This is a genomic window from Streptomyces sp. LS1784, from assembly GCF_020103755.1.
In the GTDB taxonomy this organism is placed as follows: Bacteria; Actinomycetota; Actinomycetes; order Streptomycetales; family Streptomycetaceae; genus Kitasatospora.
On sequence record NZ_JAHSQD010000160.1, the window covers coordinates 1 to 15,357 of the forward strand.

General features: G+C 74.0%; 16 protein-coding genes and 1 pseudogene. 8 read left to right on the plus strand and 9 right to left on the minus strand.

Going from position 1 to position 15,357, the window contains the following annotated elements; genetic code table 11:
* From KS423_RS19685 to KS423_RS19700, 4 genes and pseudogenes are all read right to left on the minus strand, one after another.
* Positions 1-370, minus strand: a pseudogene (locus tag KS423_RS19685) (hypothetical protein); the annotation flags it as partial.
* Between the two features lie 243 nt (positions 371-613).
* Positions 614-1,072: a DUF6113 family protein gene (locus KS423_RS19690; RefSeq protein WP_224280867.1), complete on the minus strand. Its 459-nt coding sequence runs from the start codon at positions 1,070-1,072 to the stop codon at positions 614-616.
* Positions 1,069-1,977, minus strand: a complete 909-nt coding sequence (gene mshB / locus KS423_RS19695; protein ID WP_224280868.1) for an N-acetyl-1-D-myo-inositol-2-amino-2-deoxy-alpha-D-glucopyranoside deacetylase — start codon at positions 1,975-1,977, stop codon at positions 1,069-1,071. Before mshB ends, KS423_RS19690 begins: the two co-directional genes overlap by 4 nt.
* 79 nt (positions 1,978-2,056) lie before the next feature.
* On the minus strand, positions 2,057-2,251 hold the full coding sequence (locus tag KS423_RS19700) for a DUF2304 domain-containing protein (RefSeq protein ID WP_224280869.1): 195 nt from the start codon (positions 2,249-2,251) through the stop codon (positions 2,057-2,059).
* A 314-nt stretch (positions 2,252-2,565) separates the two neighbouring features.
* On the opposite strand from KS423_RS19700, the gene KS423_RS19705 reads away from it, so the two are divergent.
* The 4 genes from KS423_RS19705 to KS423_RS19720 all read left to right on the plus strand — a co-directional run bounded on the left by KS423_RS19705 (position 2,566) and on the right by KS423_RS19720 (position 7,863).
* The gene (locus tag KS423_RS19705; protein WP_224280870.1) at positions 2,566-4,719 is read left to right on the plus strand and encodes an alpha/beta fold hydrolase; all 2,154 of its coding nucleotides are present in this window, start codon (positions 2,566-2,568) and stop codon (positions 4,717-4,719) included.
* Between the two features lie 212 nt (positions 4,720-4,931).
* Positions 4,932-5,885 (plus strand): ABC transporter ATP-binding protein, encoded by a 954-nt coding sequence (locus tag KS423_RS19710; RefSeq protein ID WP_224280871.1) that lies wholly within the window; start codon positions 4,932-4,934, stop codon positions 5,883-5,885.
* Positions 5,882-6,604: an ABC transporter permease gene (locus KS423_RS19715; RefSeq protein WP_224280872.1), complete on the plus strand. Its 723-nt coding sequence runs from the start codon at positions 5,882-5,884 to the stop codon at positions 6,602-6,604. Before KS423_RS19710 ends, KS423_RS19715 begins: the two co-directional genes overlap by 4 nt.
* An 8-nt stretch (positions 6,605-6,612) precedes the next feature.
* Positions 6,613-7,863, plus strand: a complete 1,251-nt coding sequence (locus KS423_RS19720) for a sensor histidine kinase (protein WP_224280873.1) — start codon at positions 6,613-6,615, stop codon at positions 7,861-7,863.
* 14 nt (positions 7,864-7,877) lie between these two features.
* Here KS423_RS19720 and KS423_RS19725 read toward each other — a convergent pair whose 3' ends face one another.
* Together KS423_RS19725 and KS423_RS19730 are read right to left on the minus strand one after the other, a co-directional pair.
* On the minus strand, positions 7,878-9,296 hold the full coding sequence (locus tag KS423_RS19725) for a cell wall metabolism sensor histidine kinase WalK (RefSeq protein WP_224280874.1): 1,419 nt from the start codon (positions 9,294-9,296) through the stop codon (positions 7,878-7,880).
* Positions 9,297-9,299: 3 nt separating this feature from the next.
* A complete protein-coding gene (locus KS423_RS19730) occupies positions 9,300-9,965 on the minus strand; it encodes a response regulator transcription factor (protein WP_224280875.1) in 666 nt (221 codons plus the stop codon).
* 143 nt (positions 9,966-10,108) lie between these two features.
* On the opposite strand from KS423_RS19730, the gene murJ reads away from it, so the two are divergent.
* Genes murJ through KS423_RS19745 form a run of 3 tightly spaced genes read left to right on the plus strand, consistent with a single transcriptional unit; the run spans position 10,109 to position 12,410 of the window.
* Positions 10,109-11,728, plus strand: a complete 1,620-nt coding sequence (gene murJ / locus KS423_RS19735; protein ID WP_224280876.1) for a murein biosynthesis integral membrane protein MurJ — start codon at positions 10,109-10,111, stop codon at positions 11,726-11,728.
* Positions 11,725-12,045: a hypothetical protein gene (locus KS423_RS19740; RefSeq protein ID WP_224280877.1), complete on the plus strand. Its 321-nt coding sequence runs from the start codon at positions 11,725-11,727 to the stop codon at positions 12,043-12,045. Before murJ ends, KS423_RS19740 begins: the two co-directional genes overlap by 4 nt.
* 14 nt (positions 12,046-12,059) lie before the next feature.
* Positions 12,060-12,410, plus strand: coding sequence for a hypothetical protein (locus tag KS423_RS19745; RefSeq protein ID WP_224280878.1), 351 nt, complete (start codon positions 12,060-12,062; stop codon positions 12,408-12,410).
* A gap of 90 nt (positions 12,411-12,500) precedes the next feature.
* Here KS423_RS19745 and KS423_RS19750 read toward each other — a convergent pair whose 3' ends face one another.
* Both KS423_RS19750 and KS423_RS19755 read right to left on the minus strand, forming a co-directional pair.
* Positions 12,501-12,992, minus strand: coding sequence for a GNAT family N-acetyltransferase (locus KS423_RS19750; protein WP_224280879.1), 492 nt, complete (start codon positions 12,990-12,992; stop codon positions 12,501-12,503).
* The gene (locus KS423_RS19755; RefSeq protein WP_224280880.1) at positions 12,986-13,930 is read right to left on the minus strand and encodes a MerR family transcriptional regulator; all 945 of its coding nucleotides are present in this window, start codon (positions 13,928-13,930) and stop codon (positions 12,986-12,988) included. Before KS423_RS19755 ends, KS423_RS19750 begins: the two co-directional genes overlap by 7 nt.
* 76 nt (positions 13,931-14,006) lie before the next feature.
* Between KS423_RS19755 and KS423_RS19760 the strand changes: the two genes are divergently transcribed.
* A complete protein-coding gene (locus tag KS423_RS19760) occupies positions 14,007-14,636 on the plus strand; it encodes a response regulator transcription factor (protein WP_224280881.1) in 630 nt (209 codons plus the stop codon).
* A 9-nt stretch (positions 14,637-14,645) separates the two neighbouring features.
* Here the strand turns inward: KS423_RS19760 and KS423_RS19765 are convergent.
* A partial coding sequence (locus tag KS423_RS19765; RefSeq protein WP_308020220.1) for a transglutaminase-like domain-containing protein occupies positions 14,646-15,357 on the minus strand: 712 nt, incomplete at its 5' end.

The following is a 15,357-nucleotide window of genomic DNA, read 5'->3' on the forward strand; positions in this document are numbered from 1 at the left end:
CGGCCTGGCGGCCGCCGTCGTCCATCACGCCGAGGACGGGCGAGGCCGGCGCGGAGCGGTGTCGCGGGCCGCCGGGCTCGGCGGCGGCCGGGGCGTCATCGCCCGGACCGTCCTCGTTCTTGACGGTGCTGCGGACGACGACCGGCGGGATCGGACGCGAGCCGGGGATGTTGATCCGGACCCGGGTGGTCAGGGTGGTCTCGGTCTTCGGACCGTCGTCCTCGCCGCCCGACGCGGTGCCCGGTCCGGCGTCGGTCCGGTCGCCGCCGGGGAGCCCCGGCGTGCCGTAGGGCGGGGTGCCCGACGGGTAGGCGTCCGGACCCGTGCGCCGGGGCGTCGGGTGGGCGTTGTCAGATTCGCGGCTGCTCAATGCTGCTCTGCTCCGGGTTCGCGGGGGGCCGTGCGGCGTGACCGCGGTTCGTGGTCGCCGGGCCTTGACTGGGGCGGGCGGCGGTCGGGTACGGCGTTCTGCGGGACCACCATACTGGGAAGAACTGAGCGACGAACGGCTTCGGACAGATCCTGATACGTCCGGTTCCTCCGGTATGAGAGTAAGGCCGTACGCTCCTGACTGCGCGTCGTACGCGGTACCGTACGCCGTGCACGACCCAGGTCAGCGCGGGGGGCCGGGCACCCCGGGGAACCAACTGGTGCGGGTGGGCAGAGTGGCGCAGATCACGCCCAGTACCGAGCCGGCGAACAGCCAGGCCAGCGAGGTGGCGTTGGACCACAGCACGTTGTCGCCCTCGGGCCGGGGCACGATCAGCAGCAGCATCGCCAGGAACCAGCCGGCCACGGGCATGCCCGCGCCGAGCCGGGTGCCGGTGACCCGCAGGCCGCCGTAGAAGGTGGCGGCGGTCGCGGCGAGCGCCAACAGGACTCCCGCCGGCGGCCACAGGGCCTGCACGAAGGATCCGCAGATCGACACCGCGACGCCGAGCAGGAAGAACAGGGCATAGGCTGCGATCCGGGCGGCGCGCGGGGGCTGGGGCTCGGCCAGCCGCTCCTCACGGGTGCCGAGGACGACGGCGGCCGGCGGACGGCGCGGCGGCCGGGCGGCGGGCTTGCTCATCGGGGGTCCTCCCCGGCGTGTGCGGCGTCGAGCACGAGGCCGGCGAACAGGTCGTCCTCCGGCTCGCCGGGCCCGGCCTGGCCGTGCACCAACTGGTAGTACTCGGTGGCGAACAGCGGCTGGGCGAGGTCGTTGGAGAGCGCGAAGAAGGCGCCGTCCACGGTGATCTGAGTGGCGTGCGCGGCCATCGCGGCGGCCTTGCGCCCCGCGTGTGCGGAGCCGTCCAGCACGGTGGTGACCGCCTCGTCGTCGACCACGCCGGGGATGTCGGCGGGCTGCGCGACGCCCGGGAAGGACGCCTTGGCGGCGGCCTCGGCGAGTCCGGCCTCGATCACCGAACGGGGCATCCGGTTCCAGTACACCTTGGCGGTCCGCCAGGCCGGGCCCAGCTCCGGCCGGTGCGCCGGGTCGGCGGCCAGCTCGTACGCGCGCATCGCGACCCGGTGCGCCTGGATGTGGTCCGGGTGCCCGTAGCCGCCGTTCGCGTCGTACGTGACCAGCACCTGTGGGCGCACCTCGCGGATCACCGCGACCAGGTGGCCCGCCGCCTCCTCGACGTCCGCCTGCCAGAAGCAGCCGGGCGCGTCGTTCTCGGGCACGCCCATCATCCCGGAGTCGCGGTAGCGCCCCGGGCCGCCGAGGAAGCGGAAGTCGGTCACGCCGAGGGCGCGCATCGCCTCGGTCAGTTCGCCGATCCGGTACGCGCCGAGGGTGTCGTCCCGATCGGCTGTCAGGTGGGCCAGCTCCGGGGGGATCACCTCGCCGCCTTCGCCGAGGGTGCAGGTCACCAGCGTGACCCGGGCGCCCTCGGCGGCGTACCGGGCCATGGTGGCGCCGTTGCCGATCGACTCGTCGTCGGGGTGCGCGTGCACCAGGAGGAGGCGGCGGCCGGTAGTCGCGGTCATGGGAGGAAGCCTAGGGCCTGCCGCCGAACTCCCGCAGACGGGTGTTCGGCGGCAGGCCCCGGGGCTGCGGTGACGGGGGTCAGAGCTTCAGGCCGTTGATCATTCCGGCGAGGTTGCTGGTGACCTGGCTGATCGACGGAGCGATCGAGCTGGAGGCCAGGTAGAAGCCGAGCAGCGCGCAGATGATCGCGTGCGCCAGCTTCAGGCCGGACCGGCGGATCAGGATCACCACGATGACCAGCATCAGCACGGCGGCGGAGATGTTCATGGCCATGTCGGCTCTCACCCCTTCTCGGGCACGCCGCCCCCGGGGAGGGCGGCGAGGGACAGTGCGGGACTGGGGGCTGCGGGTGGCCGTGGTCCGGGACGGGGTCCGACGATCACTCGCCGGACAAGTCATACCCGATGGGTGAGGGGGGAATTACACTCGGTGAGCCGGCGGGTGCCGGGGCGTTGTGGCATCCGAGGGGCGCGTAGGCCGGTCGGAGGCGGTTTGGACCTCTTTGGGGCGTACTTGGGGAGGATGCTCCGAACGAGTGATCAACGAGCATCCGGGGGCGGCGGTCCGGCGTCATAAGGTCTGGTGCCATGACCTCCCACACCTCTGCCGACACCTTCCCGCGGCAGTACGCGCGGACCCTGCGCTACACCGTCGGCGCGCCCCGTTCCTTCTCCGTCGCGCCGGACGGCTCGCGGGTCGTCTTCCTCCGTTCGCGCTCGGGCCGCGACCGGGCCAACCTGCTCTGGACCCTCGACACCGCCACCGGCGAGGAGCGGGTCGCCGCCGACCCGGCCGCGCTGCTCGGCGGCGGCGAGGAGGACCTCTCGCCGGCCGAGAAGGCCCGCCGCGAGCGCAGCCGCGAAGGCTCGGCCGGCATCGTCGGCTACGCCCTGGACACGGCCGGCACCCTGGCCGCCTTCGCCCTCTCCGGCCGCCTGTTCACCGCCGACCTCACCACCGGCGCCACCGCCGAACTGCCCGCCGAGGGCCCGCTGCTGGACCCGCGGCCGTCCCCGGACGGCGCCCACGTCGCGTACGCCAACACCGCCGGCGAACTGCGGCTGACCCGCACCGACGGCAGCGGCGACCGGGTGCTCGTCGAGCCGGACGGCCCGAACGTCACCTGGGGGCAGGCCGAGTTCATCGCCCAGGAGGAGATGGACCGCGACCGCGGCTTCTGGTGGTCCCCGGAGAGTGACCGACTGCTGGTCGAGCGGGCCGACGACAGCCCGGTGCGCCGCTGGTGGATCGCCGACCCGGCGAACCCGGACCGCGAGCCCGCCGAGGTCGCCTACCCGGCCGCCGGCACCGCCAACGCGGAGGTCGGGCTCTGGCTGTTCGACCTGCACGGCGGGCGCACCGAGGTGGTCTGGGACCGCGAGGCCTACCCGTACCTGGGCCGGGTCCACTGGTCGAAGGGCGGCGTGCCGCTGCTCCTGGTCCAGACCCGCGACCAGCACGGCCAGCGGATCCTCGGCCTGGACGTGGCCACCGGCGCCACCGAGGTGCTGCACGAGGAGAAGGACGGCGTCTGGCTGGAGCTGTTCCCGGGCGCGCCGGCCTGGACCCCGGACGGCAAGCTGGTCCGGATCTCGGACCAGGGAGGGATCCGGGCGCTGGTGATCGGCGACCGCGCCGTGACCGGGGCCGACCTGCACGTCCGGTCGGTCGTCGCGGTCACCGAGGAGGAGGTGTTCTTCAGCGCCGCCGGCGGCGCCGAGGAGACCGACCCCGAGCCGGGCTGGATCGGCGTCGGCCGGATCAGCCACGACGGCGAGCGGCTGGGCTGGGAGTCCGCCAACGGACGGCCGTTCACCTCCGTCACCAGCGCGGTGCACGGCGGCGGGATCACCGTCCGGGCCACCGCCGAGCCCGACCTGCCCGGCACCCTGGTCCAGGTCGCCCGGGACCTGCCCGAGGGCCTGGCGGTCGACGACGTCGCCACCATCGCCTCGTACGCCGAGAGCCCGGTCATCACCGCCCGTCCGGTCTTCCGCTTCGCGGGCGAGCGCCGCATCCCGGCAGCCGTCTTCCTGCCCACCGGCTACGACCGCGAGCGGGACGGCCTGCTGCCCGTCCTGATGGACCCGTACGGCGGCCCCGGCGGTCAGCGCGTCTACCAGGCGCACAACCCGCACCTGCAGTCGCAGTGGTTCGCCGACCAGGGCTTCGCCGTGATCGTCGCCGACGGGCGCGGCACCCCCGGACGCGGGCCGGCCTGGGAGAAGTCGATCGCCTTCGACTTCGCCGGGGCCACCCTGGACGACCAGGCGGAGGCGCTGCGGGCGCTCGCCGGGGAGTTCCCGCTGGACCTCGACCGGGTCGCCATCCGCGGCTGGTCGTACGGCGGCTACCTCTCCGCACTCGCGGTGCTGCGCCGCCCGGACGTCTTCCACGCGGCGGTGGCCGGGGCGCCGGTGACCGACTGGGAGCTCTACGACACCCACTACACCGAGCGCTACCTGGGCGACCCGGCCGAGCGGCCCGAGGTGTACGCCGCCAACTCGCTGAACGGGTACGCGGCCGGGCTGGAGCGCCCGCTGATGATCATCCACGGGCTGGCGGACGACAACGTGGTGGCCGCGCACACCCTGCGGCTGTCCTCGGCGCTGCTCGCCGCCGGGCGCCCGCACACCGTGCTGCCGTTGTCCGGCGTCACCCACATGACCCCGCAGGAGGAGGTCGCGGAGAACCTGCTGCTGCTCCAGGTCGACTTCGTGAAGCGCTCGCTGGGCGTGTGAGCCCCGTGCGGTCCCTCCCGCCCGCGCCCTGACCAGCCCTTCCGCGGCCGGTACCCGGATCACCGGCGTGACCCGGGTACCGGCCGCCGGCATGACATCCGTCATGCCGAAGGCACGACGGCGGGCACTGCCGCCACGACCCGCCCGCACGGGACTCTGAGGTGGTGCGAACAGCACCGAAAGCGACACCGTCAGGGGAGAGGAGCGGGGCGATGGTTACCGAGGTGGCCGCCTTCCGCGGCGTGGGCAAGAGCTACGGGCGGGTGCGCGCCGTGGACGGACTGGACCTCGTGCTGAGGCCGGGCGAGACCGTCGCCCTGCTCGGGCCGAACGGCGCCGGGAAGTCCACCAGCCTGGACCTGCTGCTCGGCCTGCGCGAGCCCGACCAGGGCAGCGTGACCCTGTTCGGCGGCGCCCCGCGGGCGGCGATCGAGGCCGGCCGGGTCGGCGCGATGCTGCAGAGCGGCGGGCTGATGTCCGACGTCAAGGTGCGCGAGCTGGTCCGGCTCGCCTGCGACGTGCACCCGCGCGGTCGGTCGGTCACGGGGGTGCTGACCGACGCCGGGATCACCGAGCTGGCGGAGCGGCGGGTCGACAAGCTGTCCGGCGGCCAGGAGCAGCGGGTCCGCTTCGCCCTGGCCATCGCGGGCGACAGCGACCTGATCGTGCTGGACGAGCCCACCACCGGCATGGACGTCAGCGTGCGGCAGTCGTTCTGGGCGAGCATGCGGGCCCAGGCCGACGCCGGGCGCACGGTGCTGTTCGCCACCCACTACCTGGAGGAGGCCGACTCGATCGCCGACCGCGTCCTGGTGCTGCACCGGGGCCGGCTGATCGCGGACGGCAGCTCGGCGGAGATCAAGGCGCGGGCCGGGGCCCGCCGGATCGCCTTCGAACTCCACGACGGGGACGGACAGCCGGCCGACGAGGGGGTGCTGCGCACGCTGCCCGGCGTGCAGTCGCTGGACGTCACCGCGCGGGTCCCCGGGGTGCGGACGGTGCGGATCCGGACCGCCGACGCCGACGCGAGCGTGGCCGGCATCTACCGGGCGGGGCTGTACCCACGCGGGCTGGAGGTCACCGGCCTGGGCCTGGAGCAGGCCTTCCTGACCATCACCGGGGAGCAGGACCGCGAGGACGACGCCGAGAAGGAGAGCGTGCGATGACCACCCTGATCAGGCTGGAGATCCTGCGGACCCTCCGCAACCGGCGCTACCTGCTCTTCACCATCGCCTACCCGGCGCTGATGTACTTCTTCTTCATCCACGCCTACAGCTCCGACAAGCTGGCCGGCGGCCTGCCGGTGAAGACCTACTTCATGGTCTCGATGGCCACCTTCGGCGCGGTCGGCGCGGTCCTCACCGGCAGCGCGCAGCGGATCTCGCTGGAGCGCAAGAGCGGCTGGGTGCGCCAGTTGCGGCTGACCGCGCTGCCGGGCCGGGCGTACACCTCCGGCAAGATCGGCGCGAGCGCGGTGACCACGCTGCCGGCGATCCTGGTGGTCTTCGCGGTCGGCGCGAGCCAGGGCGTCGAGCTCAGCGCGGCGCAGTGGATCGGACTGGCGGCCGCGCTGTGGCTGGGCAGCTTCGTCTTCGCCGCGCTCGGGGTGGCGCTCGGCTACGCGGCGGCGCCGGACTCGGTGCAGACCATCGTGATGATCACGTACATGCTGATGTCGCTGTTCGGCGGCACCTGGTTCCCGGTGAGCGGCTCGCTGGAGACGTTCGCCCGGTTCAACCCGGTGTACCTGTACAACAAGCTGGCCACCTTCACGCAGCCCGGGCACTCCCTGGACCTGGTGGCGGTCGCCGGGCTGGCCGCCTTCCTGGCGGTGTTCGTGGCCGCTGCCGCGGCGCTGTACCGCCGTGACAGCCGCCAGGCATGATGATCGACATGAGTGACGCGCGCCGGGCCCACCGCACCGACGAACAGCCGGAGGTGGGTGTGGCGCGCGTGTCGTTCATGAACGTCCCCGGCGCCCCGGTGGAGAGCCGGCGGCAGCTGCTGGTCAAGGTCGCCTGGATGCTGCTGTGGATGACCTACCTGGCCTACCCGGCGAGCGACCTGATCAACGGTGGCCACAGCCTGGCCGGCCAGGTGCTCGGCTGGGTCTGCCTGGCGGTCTTCGTGGTCTCGTACGTCCTGCTGGTGATCTTCCGCTCGCAGGCGGGGATGAGGCCGCGGGCCTGCCAGGTGACCGTCGCGACGATGATCGCGCTCGCCGTGGCCTCCTCCTTCGTGCTCGGCGGCGCCTTCCTGACCATGTTCATCTACGCCTCGGTGTGCCTCGCGGTGATCACGCCGCTGAACCACGCGCTGCGGGCGCTGGTCGGGATGGCCGTGCTCACCGTCGTGACCGGCCTGCTGATCCACGCCGGCGTCGACAACATCTCCACCTTCGCGCTCAGCGCCTTCCTCTCCGGCGTCGCGATGACCGGCCTGCAACGGCTGGTCGCCACCATGAAGGAGCTGCGCGAGGCCCGGGCCGCGGTCGCGCACCTGGCGGCCTCCGAGGAGCGGCTGAGGCTGGCCCGCGACCTGCACGACCTGCTCGGGCACTCGCTGTCGCTGATCACCCTGAAGAGCGAGCTGGCCGGACGGTTCATGGACGCCGGCAAGGACGAGGCGGCGCGGGCGCAGGTCGCCGACATCGAGCAGGTCGCCCGGCAGTCGCTGATCGACGTCCGGGAGGCGGTGACCGGCTTCCGCCGCCCGACCCTGCCGGTCGAACTGGCCGCCGCCCGTACCGCGCTGGCCGCCGCGCAGGTCCGGCTGGAGGCCGCGCCGGAGCTGGTGGACGCCTGGCCGTCGCTGGCCGACGAGGAGGCGGGCGCGCTGGCCTGGGCGCTGCGCGAGGCCGTCACCAACGTGGTCCGGCACGGCGAGGACGCCACCGTCTGCACGGTGACGGCGGACGAGAGCTGGGAGGCGAGCGGCGAACGCTACGCCGTCCTGGAGATCACCGACAACGGGCGCGGGCCGGGCAAGTCCCAGCCGGGCAACGGCCTGTCCGGGCTGGAGGAGCGGCTGGCGCTGGTCGGCGGGCGGCTGGAGGCGGGGCCCGGGCAGCGCGGCAAGGGCTTCCGGCTGCGGGCCTCCGTCCCGCTGCGGACGGTGGCCGCGCCCGTGTCGAAGTCCCTCTAGGCCGTCGAAGCCCTTCAGGCCGACGGCAGTTCCAGCACGAAGCGGGCACCGCGCGGGGCGTGGGCGACCCGCAGGGTGCCGCCGTGCCGGGTGGCGATGTCCGCCGCGATGGCCAGGCCCAGGCCGCTGCCGCCGGCGTCCCGGCTGCGCGCCTCGTCGAGCCGGGTGAACGGCTCGAAGATCCGCTCGCGGTCCTCCGGCGGCACGCCCGGGCCGTCGTCCCGGACCTCCAGGACGCAGCCGTGCGCGGCCTGCCGCGCGGACAGCACCACCTCGGCGGCCGCGTGCCGCTGGGCGTTGTCCAGCAGGTTGCGCACCAGCCGGTGCAGCCGGATGCGGCTGCCGCGCACCAGCACCGCCTCGGGCGCGTCCACCCGCAGGGCGAGCCGGGCGCCGAGGACCGGGCGGTACTGGTCGGCGAGCTCGCGCAGCACGGCGGACAGGTCGACGGCGGTGAACTGGCCGGCCGCCCCCGGGTGCGAGCCTCGGGCCAGGAACAGCAGGTCCTCGGTGAGCTGCTGGAGCCGCTCGACGGAGGTGAGCGCCTCCCGGGTGGCGGCCGGCCAGTCGGTGCGCTCGGGGTGGGCCAGCGAGACCTCCAGGTTGGTGCGCAGCGCGGCGATCGGGCTGCGCAGCTCGTGCGAGGCGTCCGCGACGAAGCGCTGCTGCTGCACGGCCGAGCGCTCCAGCCGGTCCAGGGTGGCGTTGGTGGTCCGGGCCATCCGGGTGAGCTCGTCGCCGGAGCGCGGCACCGGGACGCGGCGGTCCAGCCGGTGCTCGCCGATCTCGGCCAGCTCGGCGCGGATCGCCTCCACCGGGCGCAGTGCCCGGCTGGTCGCCAGCCAGGCCGTCAGCGCGACCAGCAGCGCGGCGACCGGCACGCCCAGCCGCAGCACCGGGTCGATGGTGCGCAGCGAGGCCTCGGCGGCGAACGGGGTGGCCAGCACGTACACCGTGAACGGGCCGACCATGGGCTTGACCGGCTGGCCGCTCTCGTCGGTCTGCCGCAGCAGCGGGCTCCAGCTGCCCATCGCCGTGAAGCTGCGCCCCGAGTAGCGGTTGGCGGCGGCCGCCCCGGCCGGTCCGATGGTCACCCGCTGGACCGACTGCCAGTCGTCCGGCGCCAGGTTCGGTACGGCGGCGGGCGGATCCCCGGCCAGGTGCTGGGTGGTCAGCGGGCCGCCCATGGCCAGTACCCGGCCGTCGCGGTCCAGTACCAGGTACGGCAGCTGCCCGTTGTCCGCCAGCTGCTGGCCGTGCTTGTAGCCGCTGCTGATCACGCGGGCCTGGGCCTGGGCGTCCGCCTCGGCGGCGGCCAGCTGGGCGTCGTACATGTGGCCGCGCAGCCACCAGGCGCCGACGCCGAGCAGCAGCAGCGCCGCCAGGCCGGCCGCCAGCGAGGTGCGCAGGCGGGTGGAGAGCCTGCCGAGCACCGGTCAGGCCTCCAGCCGGTAGCCGGCACCGCGCACGGTGGTGATCGAGCGGACGCCGAACGGGGCGTCCACCTTGCGGCGCAGCATGCTGACGTACACCTCGACGATGGACTCCTCGCCGTCGAAGGCGATGTCCCACACCTCGTCGACGATCCGGCGCTTGGACAGCACCTCGCCGGGATGCTCGGCCAGGCAGCGCAGGACGGCGAACTCCCGCTCGGTGAGGGTGATCTCGGCGCTGCCCCGGCCGCAGCGGCGGCCCGTCGGGTCCAGCCACAGGTCGCCGACCCGCAGCAGCGGGCCCGGGGTCTGGCTGCGGCGGATCAGGGCGCGCAGCCGGGCCAGGAAGACCAGGTAGGAGAACGGTTTGGTGAGGTAGTCGTCGGCGCCGGTGTCCAGGCCCTCGGCCTCGTCGTACTCGCCGTCCTTGGCGGTCAGCATCAGGATCGGGGTGGTGACGCCGTCGGCGCGCAGCGCCTCGCACACCTTGTAGCCGTTCAGGCCGGGCAGCATGATGTCGAGCACGATCGCCCGGTAGGCGTGCCGCTGGGCCAGCCGCAGGCCGGTGAGGCCGTCCGGGGCGAGGTCGACGGTGTACCCCTCGGCCTCCAGGCCGCGCCGTACGGCCGCCGCGACCTGTGCGTCGTCCTCCACCACCAGAATCTCCATGCGGATCAGGATGCCACCGGCGCCGGATCCGTTCCTTAAGCGGTCTTCAGCTTTCTCAGCCTCGCTTCAGGGACGCGGGTGCATGCTCTCGCCGGTTCCACCGGCCCGTTCGGGCCGGTGCCCGGATCGAGCGGAGGTTGGGGATGGCCGTCCTCCTGGAGAGGGCCGTCGGGGCCCGGGAGCCGGCCGGCGGCGCGAGAACAACCGCCGGCGCGGCCGCACGGCACCGCAAGCCGCGCCGTGCGCTGCCGCCCAGCCTGGTGATGGCGGCCGGGACGGTGGTGTCCCGGGCCACCGGCTTCGTCCGGTCGGCGCTGCTGGTGGCGGTCCTCGGCTCGGGGCTGCTCGCGGACGGGTACAACGTGGCCAACACGGTGCCCAACATCCTGTTCGTGCTGCTGATCGGCGGCGCGCTGAACACCGCGCTGGTGCCCCATCTGGTGCGCGCCGCGAAGGAGTCGGAGGACGGCGGGGCGGCGCACGTCGACCGGCTGGTGACGGTGCTGGTGGTCGCCCTGCTGGTGCTGACTGCGGTGGTGGTGCCGGGCGCGCCGTACGTCGTGCGGGCGTACACCTCGTACGGCGGTGGGCAGTTGGACCAGACCGTGCTGCTGGCGTACCTGTGCCTGCCGCAGGTGTTCTTCTACGGGCTGTTCACCGTGCTCGGCCAACTCCTCAACGCCCGAAAGCGGTTCGCGCCGATGGCGTGGGCGCCGGTGCTCAACAACCTGGTGGTGATCGGGGTGTTCGGCGCCTACCTCGGCCGGCGTTCCTTCGACACCGCCGACCTGACCGTCCTCGGCGCCGGGACGACGGCCGGGGTGGTGGCGCAGAGCCTGGTGCTGCTGCCCTGCCTGCGGGCGGCCGGAGTGCGGCTGCGGCCGCGCTGGGACTGGCGGCAGGCGGGGCTCGGCGAGCCGCTTCGGGCCGCCGGGTGGACGCTGCTGCTGGTGCTCGGCGACCAGGTGGGCTACTGGGTGGTGACCCGGCTGTCGACCTCGGTCGGCGCGCAGGCCGCCGAGGCCGGGCTGCCGGGTGTCGGGTACACCGCGTACAGCAGCGCGTACCTGCTGTGGATCGTGCCGCACGGGGTGGTCACGGTGTCGGTGGTGACGGCGGCCGTTCCCGCGCTCAGCGCGGCCTGCGACTCCCCGCGGGCCGTCCGTGCGCTGCTCGCCCGTGCCGTCCGCACCATCGGGGTGGTCACCGTCCCGGCGGCCTGCGCGTTCGCGGTCCTCGCGCCGCAGCTGTGCGCGCTCGCCTTCGGCCACGGCCGCACCGATCCCGCGGACGTGCGGGCCATCGCCGGAATGCTGACCGCCTTCGCGCCCGGCCTGGTGCTGTACTCCGCCGGCTACGCGCTGACCCGTGCCTTCTACGCGCTCGGCGACAGCCGCACGCCCTTCCTGCTCAACCTGCTGCCGGTCGCCGCAACCGCTCTGGGGGCGGTGCTCTGCCACCGGCTGCTGCCGCTGCGCTGGGCCGTCACCGGGATGGCGGGTTGCTATGGAGGATCGTTTCTGCTCACCTGCGTGGCCGCCTCCCTGCTGCTGCGCCGGCGGCTCGGGCCGCTGCGGGTCCTGGGAGCCCACACGAAGCTGCTGTCCGCCGCCCTCCCTGCCGCTGCCGCCGCCTGGTGGACGACCCGGTACGGCCTCGTGCCGGCCGTCGCGGTCCTCGCGGTCGGCTACCTCCTCCTCGCCCACCTCCTCCGCATCGAAGAACTGTCCGCCCTCACCACACGATTGCGCAGAAGCTCATGACTCTCCTCCCCGCCGATGTCGCCCGTGTCCTCGACTTCCTCCTCCCCGAGGGCCACCCGCTACGCGCCCAGGTCCCGCACCTGCGTGTCGAGTCCCGCTGCCGGTGCGGCTGCAGCACGGCCCTCTTCGCCGGTGTCCAGGACGGCGCACGCTCGGAGGTGGTGGCCGAGGCGGCGATCGGCTCCGACGGCGAGGTCATCCTCTTCGCCGAGGACGGCAGGCTCTCCTGGCTGGAGGTCTGCTCCTGGACCGACCCCAAACTCACCCTGGTCGACGCGGCACGCTTCCTCCGGGGGGAACCCGGGCAGCCGGAGTGAGCGTCGTTGCGGACATGACCGCTGTTCTCGTTCTCGGCTTCGACCCGCACGCCGTCCCCGGCATGGACGGCGACGCCATGACGGCCGTCCTCGACGCCGAACTCGCCCGCTTCGCCGACCACGGCATCGACGCCGCCGCGACCCTGGTCGCGCCCGACGACACCGCCGAACCCGCCATCGTGGCGGCCCTCGGCGGCCGCGACTGGGACGTCGTCGTCATCGGCGGCGGCATCCGCAAGCCCGAACCGGCGCTGCCGTTCTTCGAGCTCGTGGTCAACCTCGTCCGCCGCCACGCCCCCCAGGCCGCCCTCGCCTTCAACACCAGCATCGCCGACAGCGTCGAAGCCGCCCGGCGCTGGCTCTGAGCCGTACGTCCGTCGGCTCCCCGCCGGGCTTCCGCACTCCCACCGTTCTCCGGGGCGGCGGTGCCCCCAGGGCGCGGACGGGACGGGCGTTCAGCCGAGGGCGGCGAGGTAGCGGCGATAGGCGAGGGCGGGGCGGTCGCCGAGGAGGAACTCGTGGCTGAACCGGAAGCCGTTGTGGACGAGTACGGCCTGGGATGCGGGGTTGTCGAAGGTGGTGGCGGCGGTGAGGGCGGTCAGGCCGTAGGCGGTGGCGGCGAGGCGGCAGGCCTCGGCCACGGCGGCGGTGGCGAGGCCGCGCCCGGCGGCGGACTCGGCGATGCGGTAGCCGAGTTCGGCGGTGCCGCCGGCGAGGTCGACGAGGTTGACGCGGCCGACCAGGTTGCCGGCCGCGTCGCGGATGGCGTGGAACCGCCAGGTGCCCTCGGCCTGTTCGGCGAGGAGGGCGGCGTGGCGGTCCGCGAACTCGGCGAAGTAGGCGTCGCCGCGGTCCGGGACGCTGCGGGCGAAGTACGCGCGGTTGGTGCGTTCGAAGGCCAGCAGGGCCTCGGCGTGGTCGGGGCGCAGCGGTTCCAGGGTCAGCATTCCGACAGTCTGGCCCGCAGGGCCTCGGTGAACCACTGGAACACCTCGGCCAGGCTCTCCGGGACGGGCCAGCCGTTGATGATCGCCAGCAGCTGCCAGTAGCGCTCGGCGCGCGGGTCGTCGGCGGTCTCCAGGCGGGTGAGGAGCCAGTGCCGCAACGCGGTGTCGTCGGGGCGGCCGAAGGTCTCGGCGTAGGCGGCGGTGAGGGAGGCGACGACGGGGTCGGCGTCGGGGGAGTCAGGGGCGACGCCGTCCGTCAGCGCGGCGCCGACCAGCGACCGTACGGTCTCGGTGAGCGCGTGGTGCAGGCCGGTGCGGTCCCCGTCCGCCCGCTCGGCGGCCTGGTGTTCGGCCATCCTCCGCACCGCCGCGCGGAAGTCCGGGTCCTGGACGAGTTCGCCCAGTTCCACCCAGGCCTCGACCTGCTCGGCCCGCGGCTCGTCGGGCAGTTCGGGCATGGCGGAGCGCATCATGGCGACGAACTCCGGGTTGGCGTCCAGACCGCCGAAGGCCTCGTCGACGAAGTCGTGGACCAGGCGCCGGCGTTCGGCGTCGGAGAGCTTGGCGAGCTTGTGCATGAGTTTCATCTCCTCGGGTGTGGAGCCGCGTTGGGCGACGGCGAGCAGCACCGTCCGGCGCAGCCGGAGCGTGCGGATCTGCACGTCCAGCGCCTCGGCGTGCGCGGCGGCGACCTCGTGCAGCGGGGTCTCCCGCTCCAGCACCCGGCGGATCGCGGGCAGGTCGAGCCCGAGCTCGCGCAGGGTGCGGACGAGGTCCAGCCGGGCGAGCGCGTGGACGTCGTAGCGCCGGTAGCCGGCGGCGGTGCGGTCGGTGGGCGGCACGAGGCCGGTGTCGGCGTAGAACCGGATGGCCTTGACGGTGAGTCCGGTGCGGCGGGCCAGGTCGCCGATCGAGTAGAGCGTGTCGCTGCCGTCCATGGACCTCACTCTGGACTCTCCCCTTACCGGAGACGCAAGCCCGTCGCCCTCGGAGACTGGCCCTAAGGTCGTGGCCATGAACGACACTGACAACGGGGCCTCGATCCGCGTGCTGCTCGCCGAGGACCAGGGGATGGTCCGGGAGGCGCTGGCCGCGCTGCTCGGGCTGGAGGGGGACATCGACGTCGTCGCACAGGTCGGCCGCGGGGACGAGGTGGTGGCGGCGGTACTCGCGAACGACGTGCAGGTCGCCGTGCTGGACATCGAGATGCCGGGGATGACGGGCATCGAGGCGGCGGCCGAGCTGCGCGGCCGGGCACCCCGCACGAAGGTGGTCATCGCGACGACCTTCGGCCGGCCCGGCTACCTGCGCCGGGCGATGGAGTCGGGTGCGCACGCCTTCCTGGTGAAGGACGCGCCGGCCGCCGAACTGGCGGAGGCGATCCGCCGGGTGCTGCGCGGCGAGCGGGTGATCGACCCGGCGCTGGCCGCCGCCGCGCTGGCCGAGGGCGCCAACCCGCTGACCGCGCGCGAGCGGGACGTGCTGGGCGCGGCCGCCGACGGCGCGGTGAACGCGGACATCGCCAGGCGGCTGCACCTGTCCGAGGGGACGGTGCGCAACTACCTGTCCATGGCGATCCAGAAGACCGACGCCCGCAACCGCACCGAGGCGGTCCGGATCGCCCGTGAGAAGGGCTGGCTGTAGGGAACGGGATCAGTTGAGTCGGTGCCGGGCCGCCCGGGCCTCCTGCCGGACCTTGGCGGCGGTGTCCGGGTCGAAGGCGTCGAGGATCTGCGCGTAGGCGTCCATCTCCGCCGAGCCGCCGAGGAAGTCCCCGGTGCGGACGAGGAGTTCGGCCCGTTCCAGGCGCAGCTGGGCGGGGTGGCGGGGCAGTAGCAGGGCGAGTTCGGTGGCCCAGAGCTGGGTGCGGGCGTGCTCGGGGCGGTCGGTGGCCCAGACCCGGATGTTGCCGAGCACCCGCAGCACGATCTCCAGCGGCTGGGCAGGGGTGAGCAGGGCGGGGGTGAACTCCTGCCCGGCGGCGGCGACCAGCCGCTCGACGTCCTCCGGGTCGAGCAGCCGCCCGCCGTGGAACGGGTCGGCCAGGACGTAGTCCTCGCCGCCCGCCGGGCCGCCGACCGCGACGATGAAGTGGCCGGGCAGGGCGATGCCGTGGACGGTCAGTCCGGCCCGCCGTCCGACCGCCATCCACACCAGGGAGAGCATGATCGGCAGCCCGCGCCGGCGCCGCAGCACCTCGGGCAGCAGCGAGGACTCCAGCCGCCGGTAGTCCGACTGCCGCCCGTGGAAGCGTTCCCGCCCGCCGAGCACCGCGGCGAGCAGTGCGGCGGTCTCCTCCGGCCCGGTGGGCGCCCGCTCGGCGACCGCCAGCCGGACCGCCGCCGCGTGCCGCTCCAGCGCGGCC

Excerpts from the sequence above, each read along its gene's own strand:
- KS423_RS19690 (WP_224280867.1), bottom strand. The coding sequence starts at position 1,072 with ATGAGCAAGCCCGCCGCCCGGCCGCCGCGCCGTCCGCCGGCCGCCGTC.
- mshB (WP_224280868.1), bottom strand. The coding sequence starts at position 1,977 with ATGACCGCGACTACCGGCCGCCGCCTCCTCCTGGTGCACGCGCACCCC.
- KS423_RS19700 (WP_224280869.1), bottom strand. The coding sequence starts at position 2,251 with ATGGCCATGAACATCTCCGCCGCCGTGCTGATGCTGGTCATCGTGGTG.
- KS423_RS19705 (WP_224280870.1), top strand. The coding sequence starts at position 2,566 with ATGACCTCCCACACCTCTGCCGACACCTTCCCGCGGCAGTACGCGCGG.
- KS423_RS19710 (WP_224280871.1), top strand. The coding sequence starts at position 4,932 with ATGGTTACCGAGGTGGCCGCCTTCCGCGGCGTGGGCAAGAGCTACGGG.
- KS423_RS19715 (WP_224280872.1), top strand. The coding sequence starts at position 5,882 with ATGACCACCCTGATCAGGCTGGAGATCCTGCGGACCCTCCGCAACCGG.
- KS423_RS19720 (WP_224280873.1), top strand. The coding sequence starts at position 6,613 with ATGAGTGACGCGCGCCGGGCCCACCGCACCGACGAACAGCCGGAGGTG.
- KS423_RS19730 (WP_224280875.1), bottom strand. The coding sequence starts at position 9,965 with ATGGAGATTCTGGTGGTGGAGGACGACGCACAGGTCGCGGCGGCCGTA.
- murJ (WP_224280876.1), top strand. The coding sequence starts at position 10,109 with ATGGCCGTCCTCCTGGAGAGGGCCGTCGGGGCCCGGGAGCCGGCCGGC.
- KS423_RS19740 (WP_224280877.1), top strand. The coding sequence starts at position 11,725 with ATGACTCTCCTCCCCGCCGATGTCGCCCGTGTCCTCGACTTCCTCCTC.
- KS423_RS19745 (WP_224280878.1), top strand. The coding sequence starts at position 12,060 with ATGACCGCTGTTCTCGTTCTCGGCTTCGACCCGCACGCCGTCCCCGGC.
- KS423_RS19750 (WP_224280879.1), bottom strand. The coding sequence starts at position 12,992 with ATGCTGACCCTGGAACCGCTGCGCCCCGACCACGCCGAGGCCCTGCTG.
- KS423_RS19755 (WP_224280880.1), bottom strand. The coding sequence starts at position 13,930 with ATGGACGGCAGCGACACGCTCTACTCGATCGGCGACCTGGCCCGCCGC.
- KS423_RS19760 (WP_224280881.1), top strand. The coding sequence starts at position 14,007 with ATGAACGACACTGACAACGGGGCCTCGATCCGCGTGCTGCTCGCCGAG.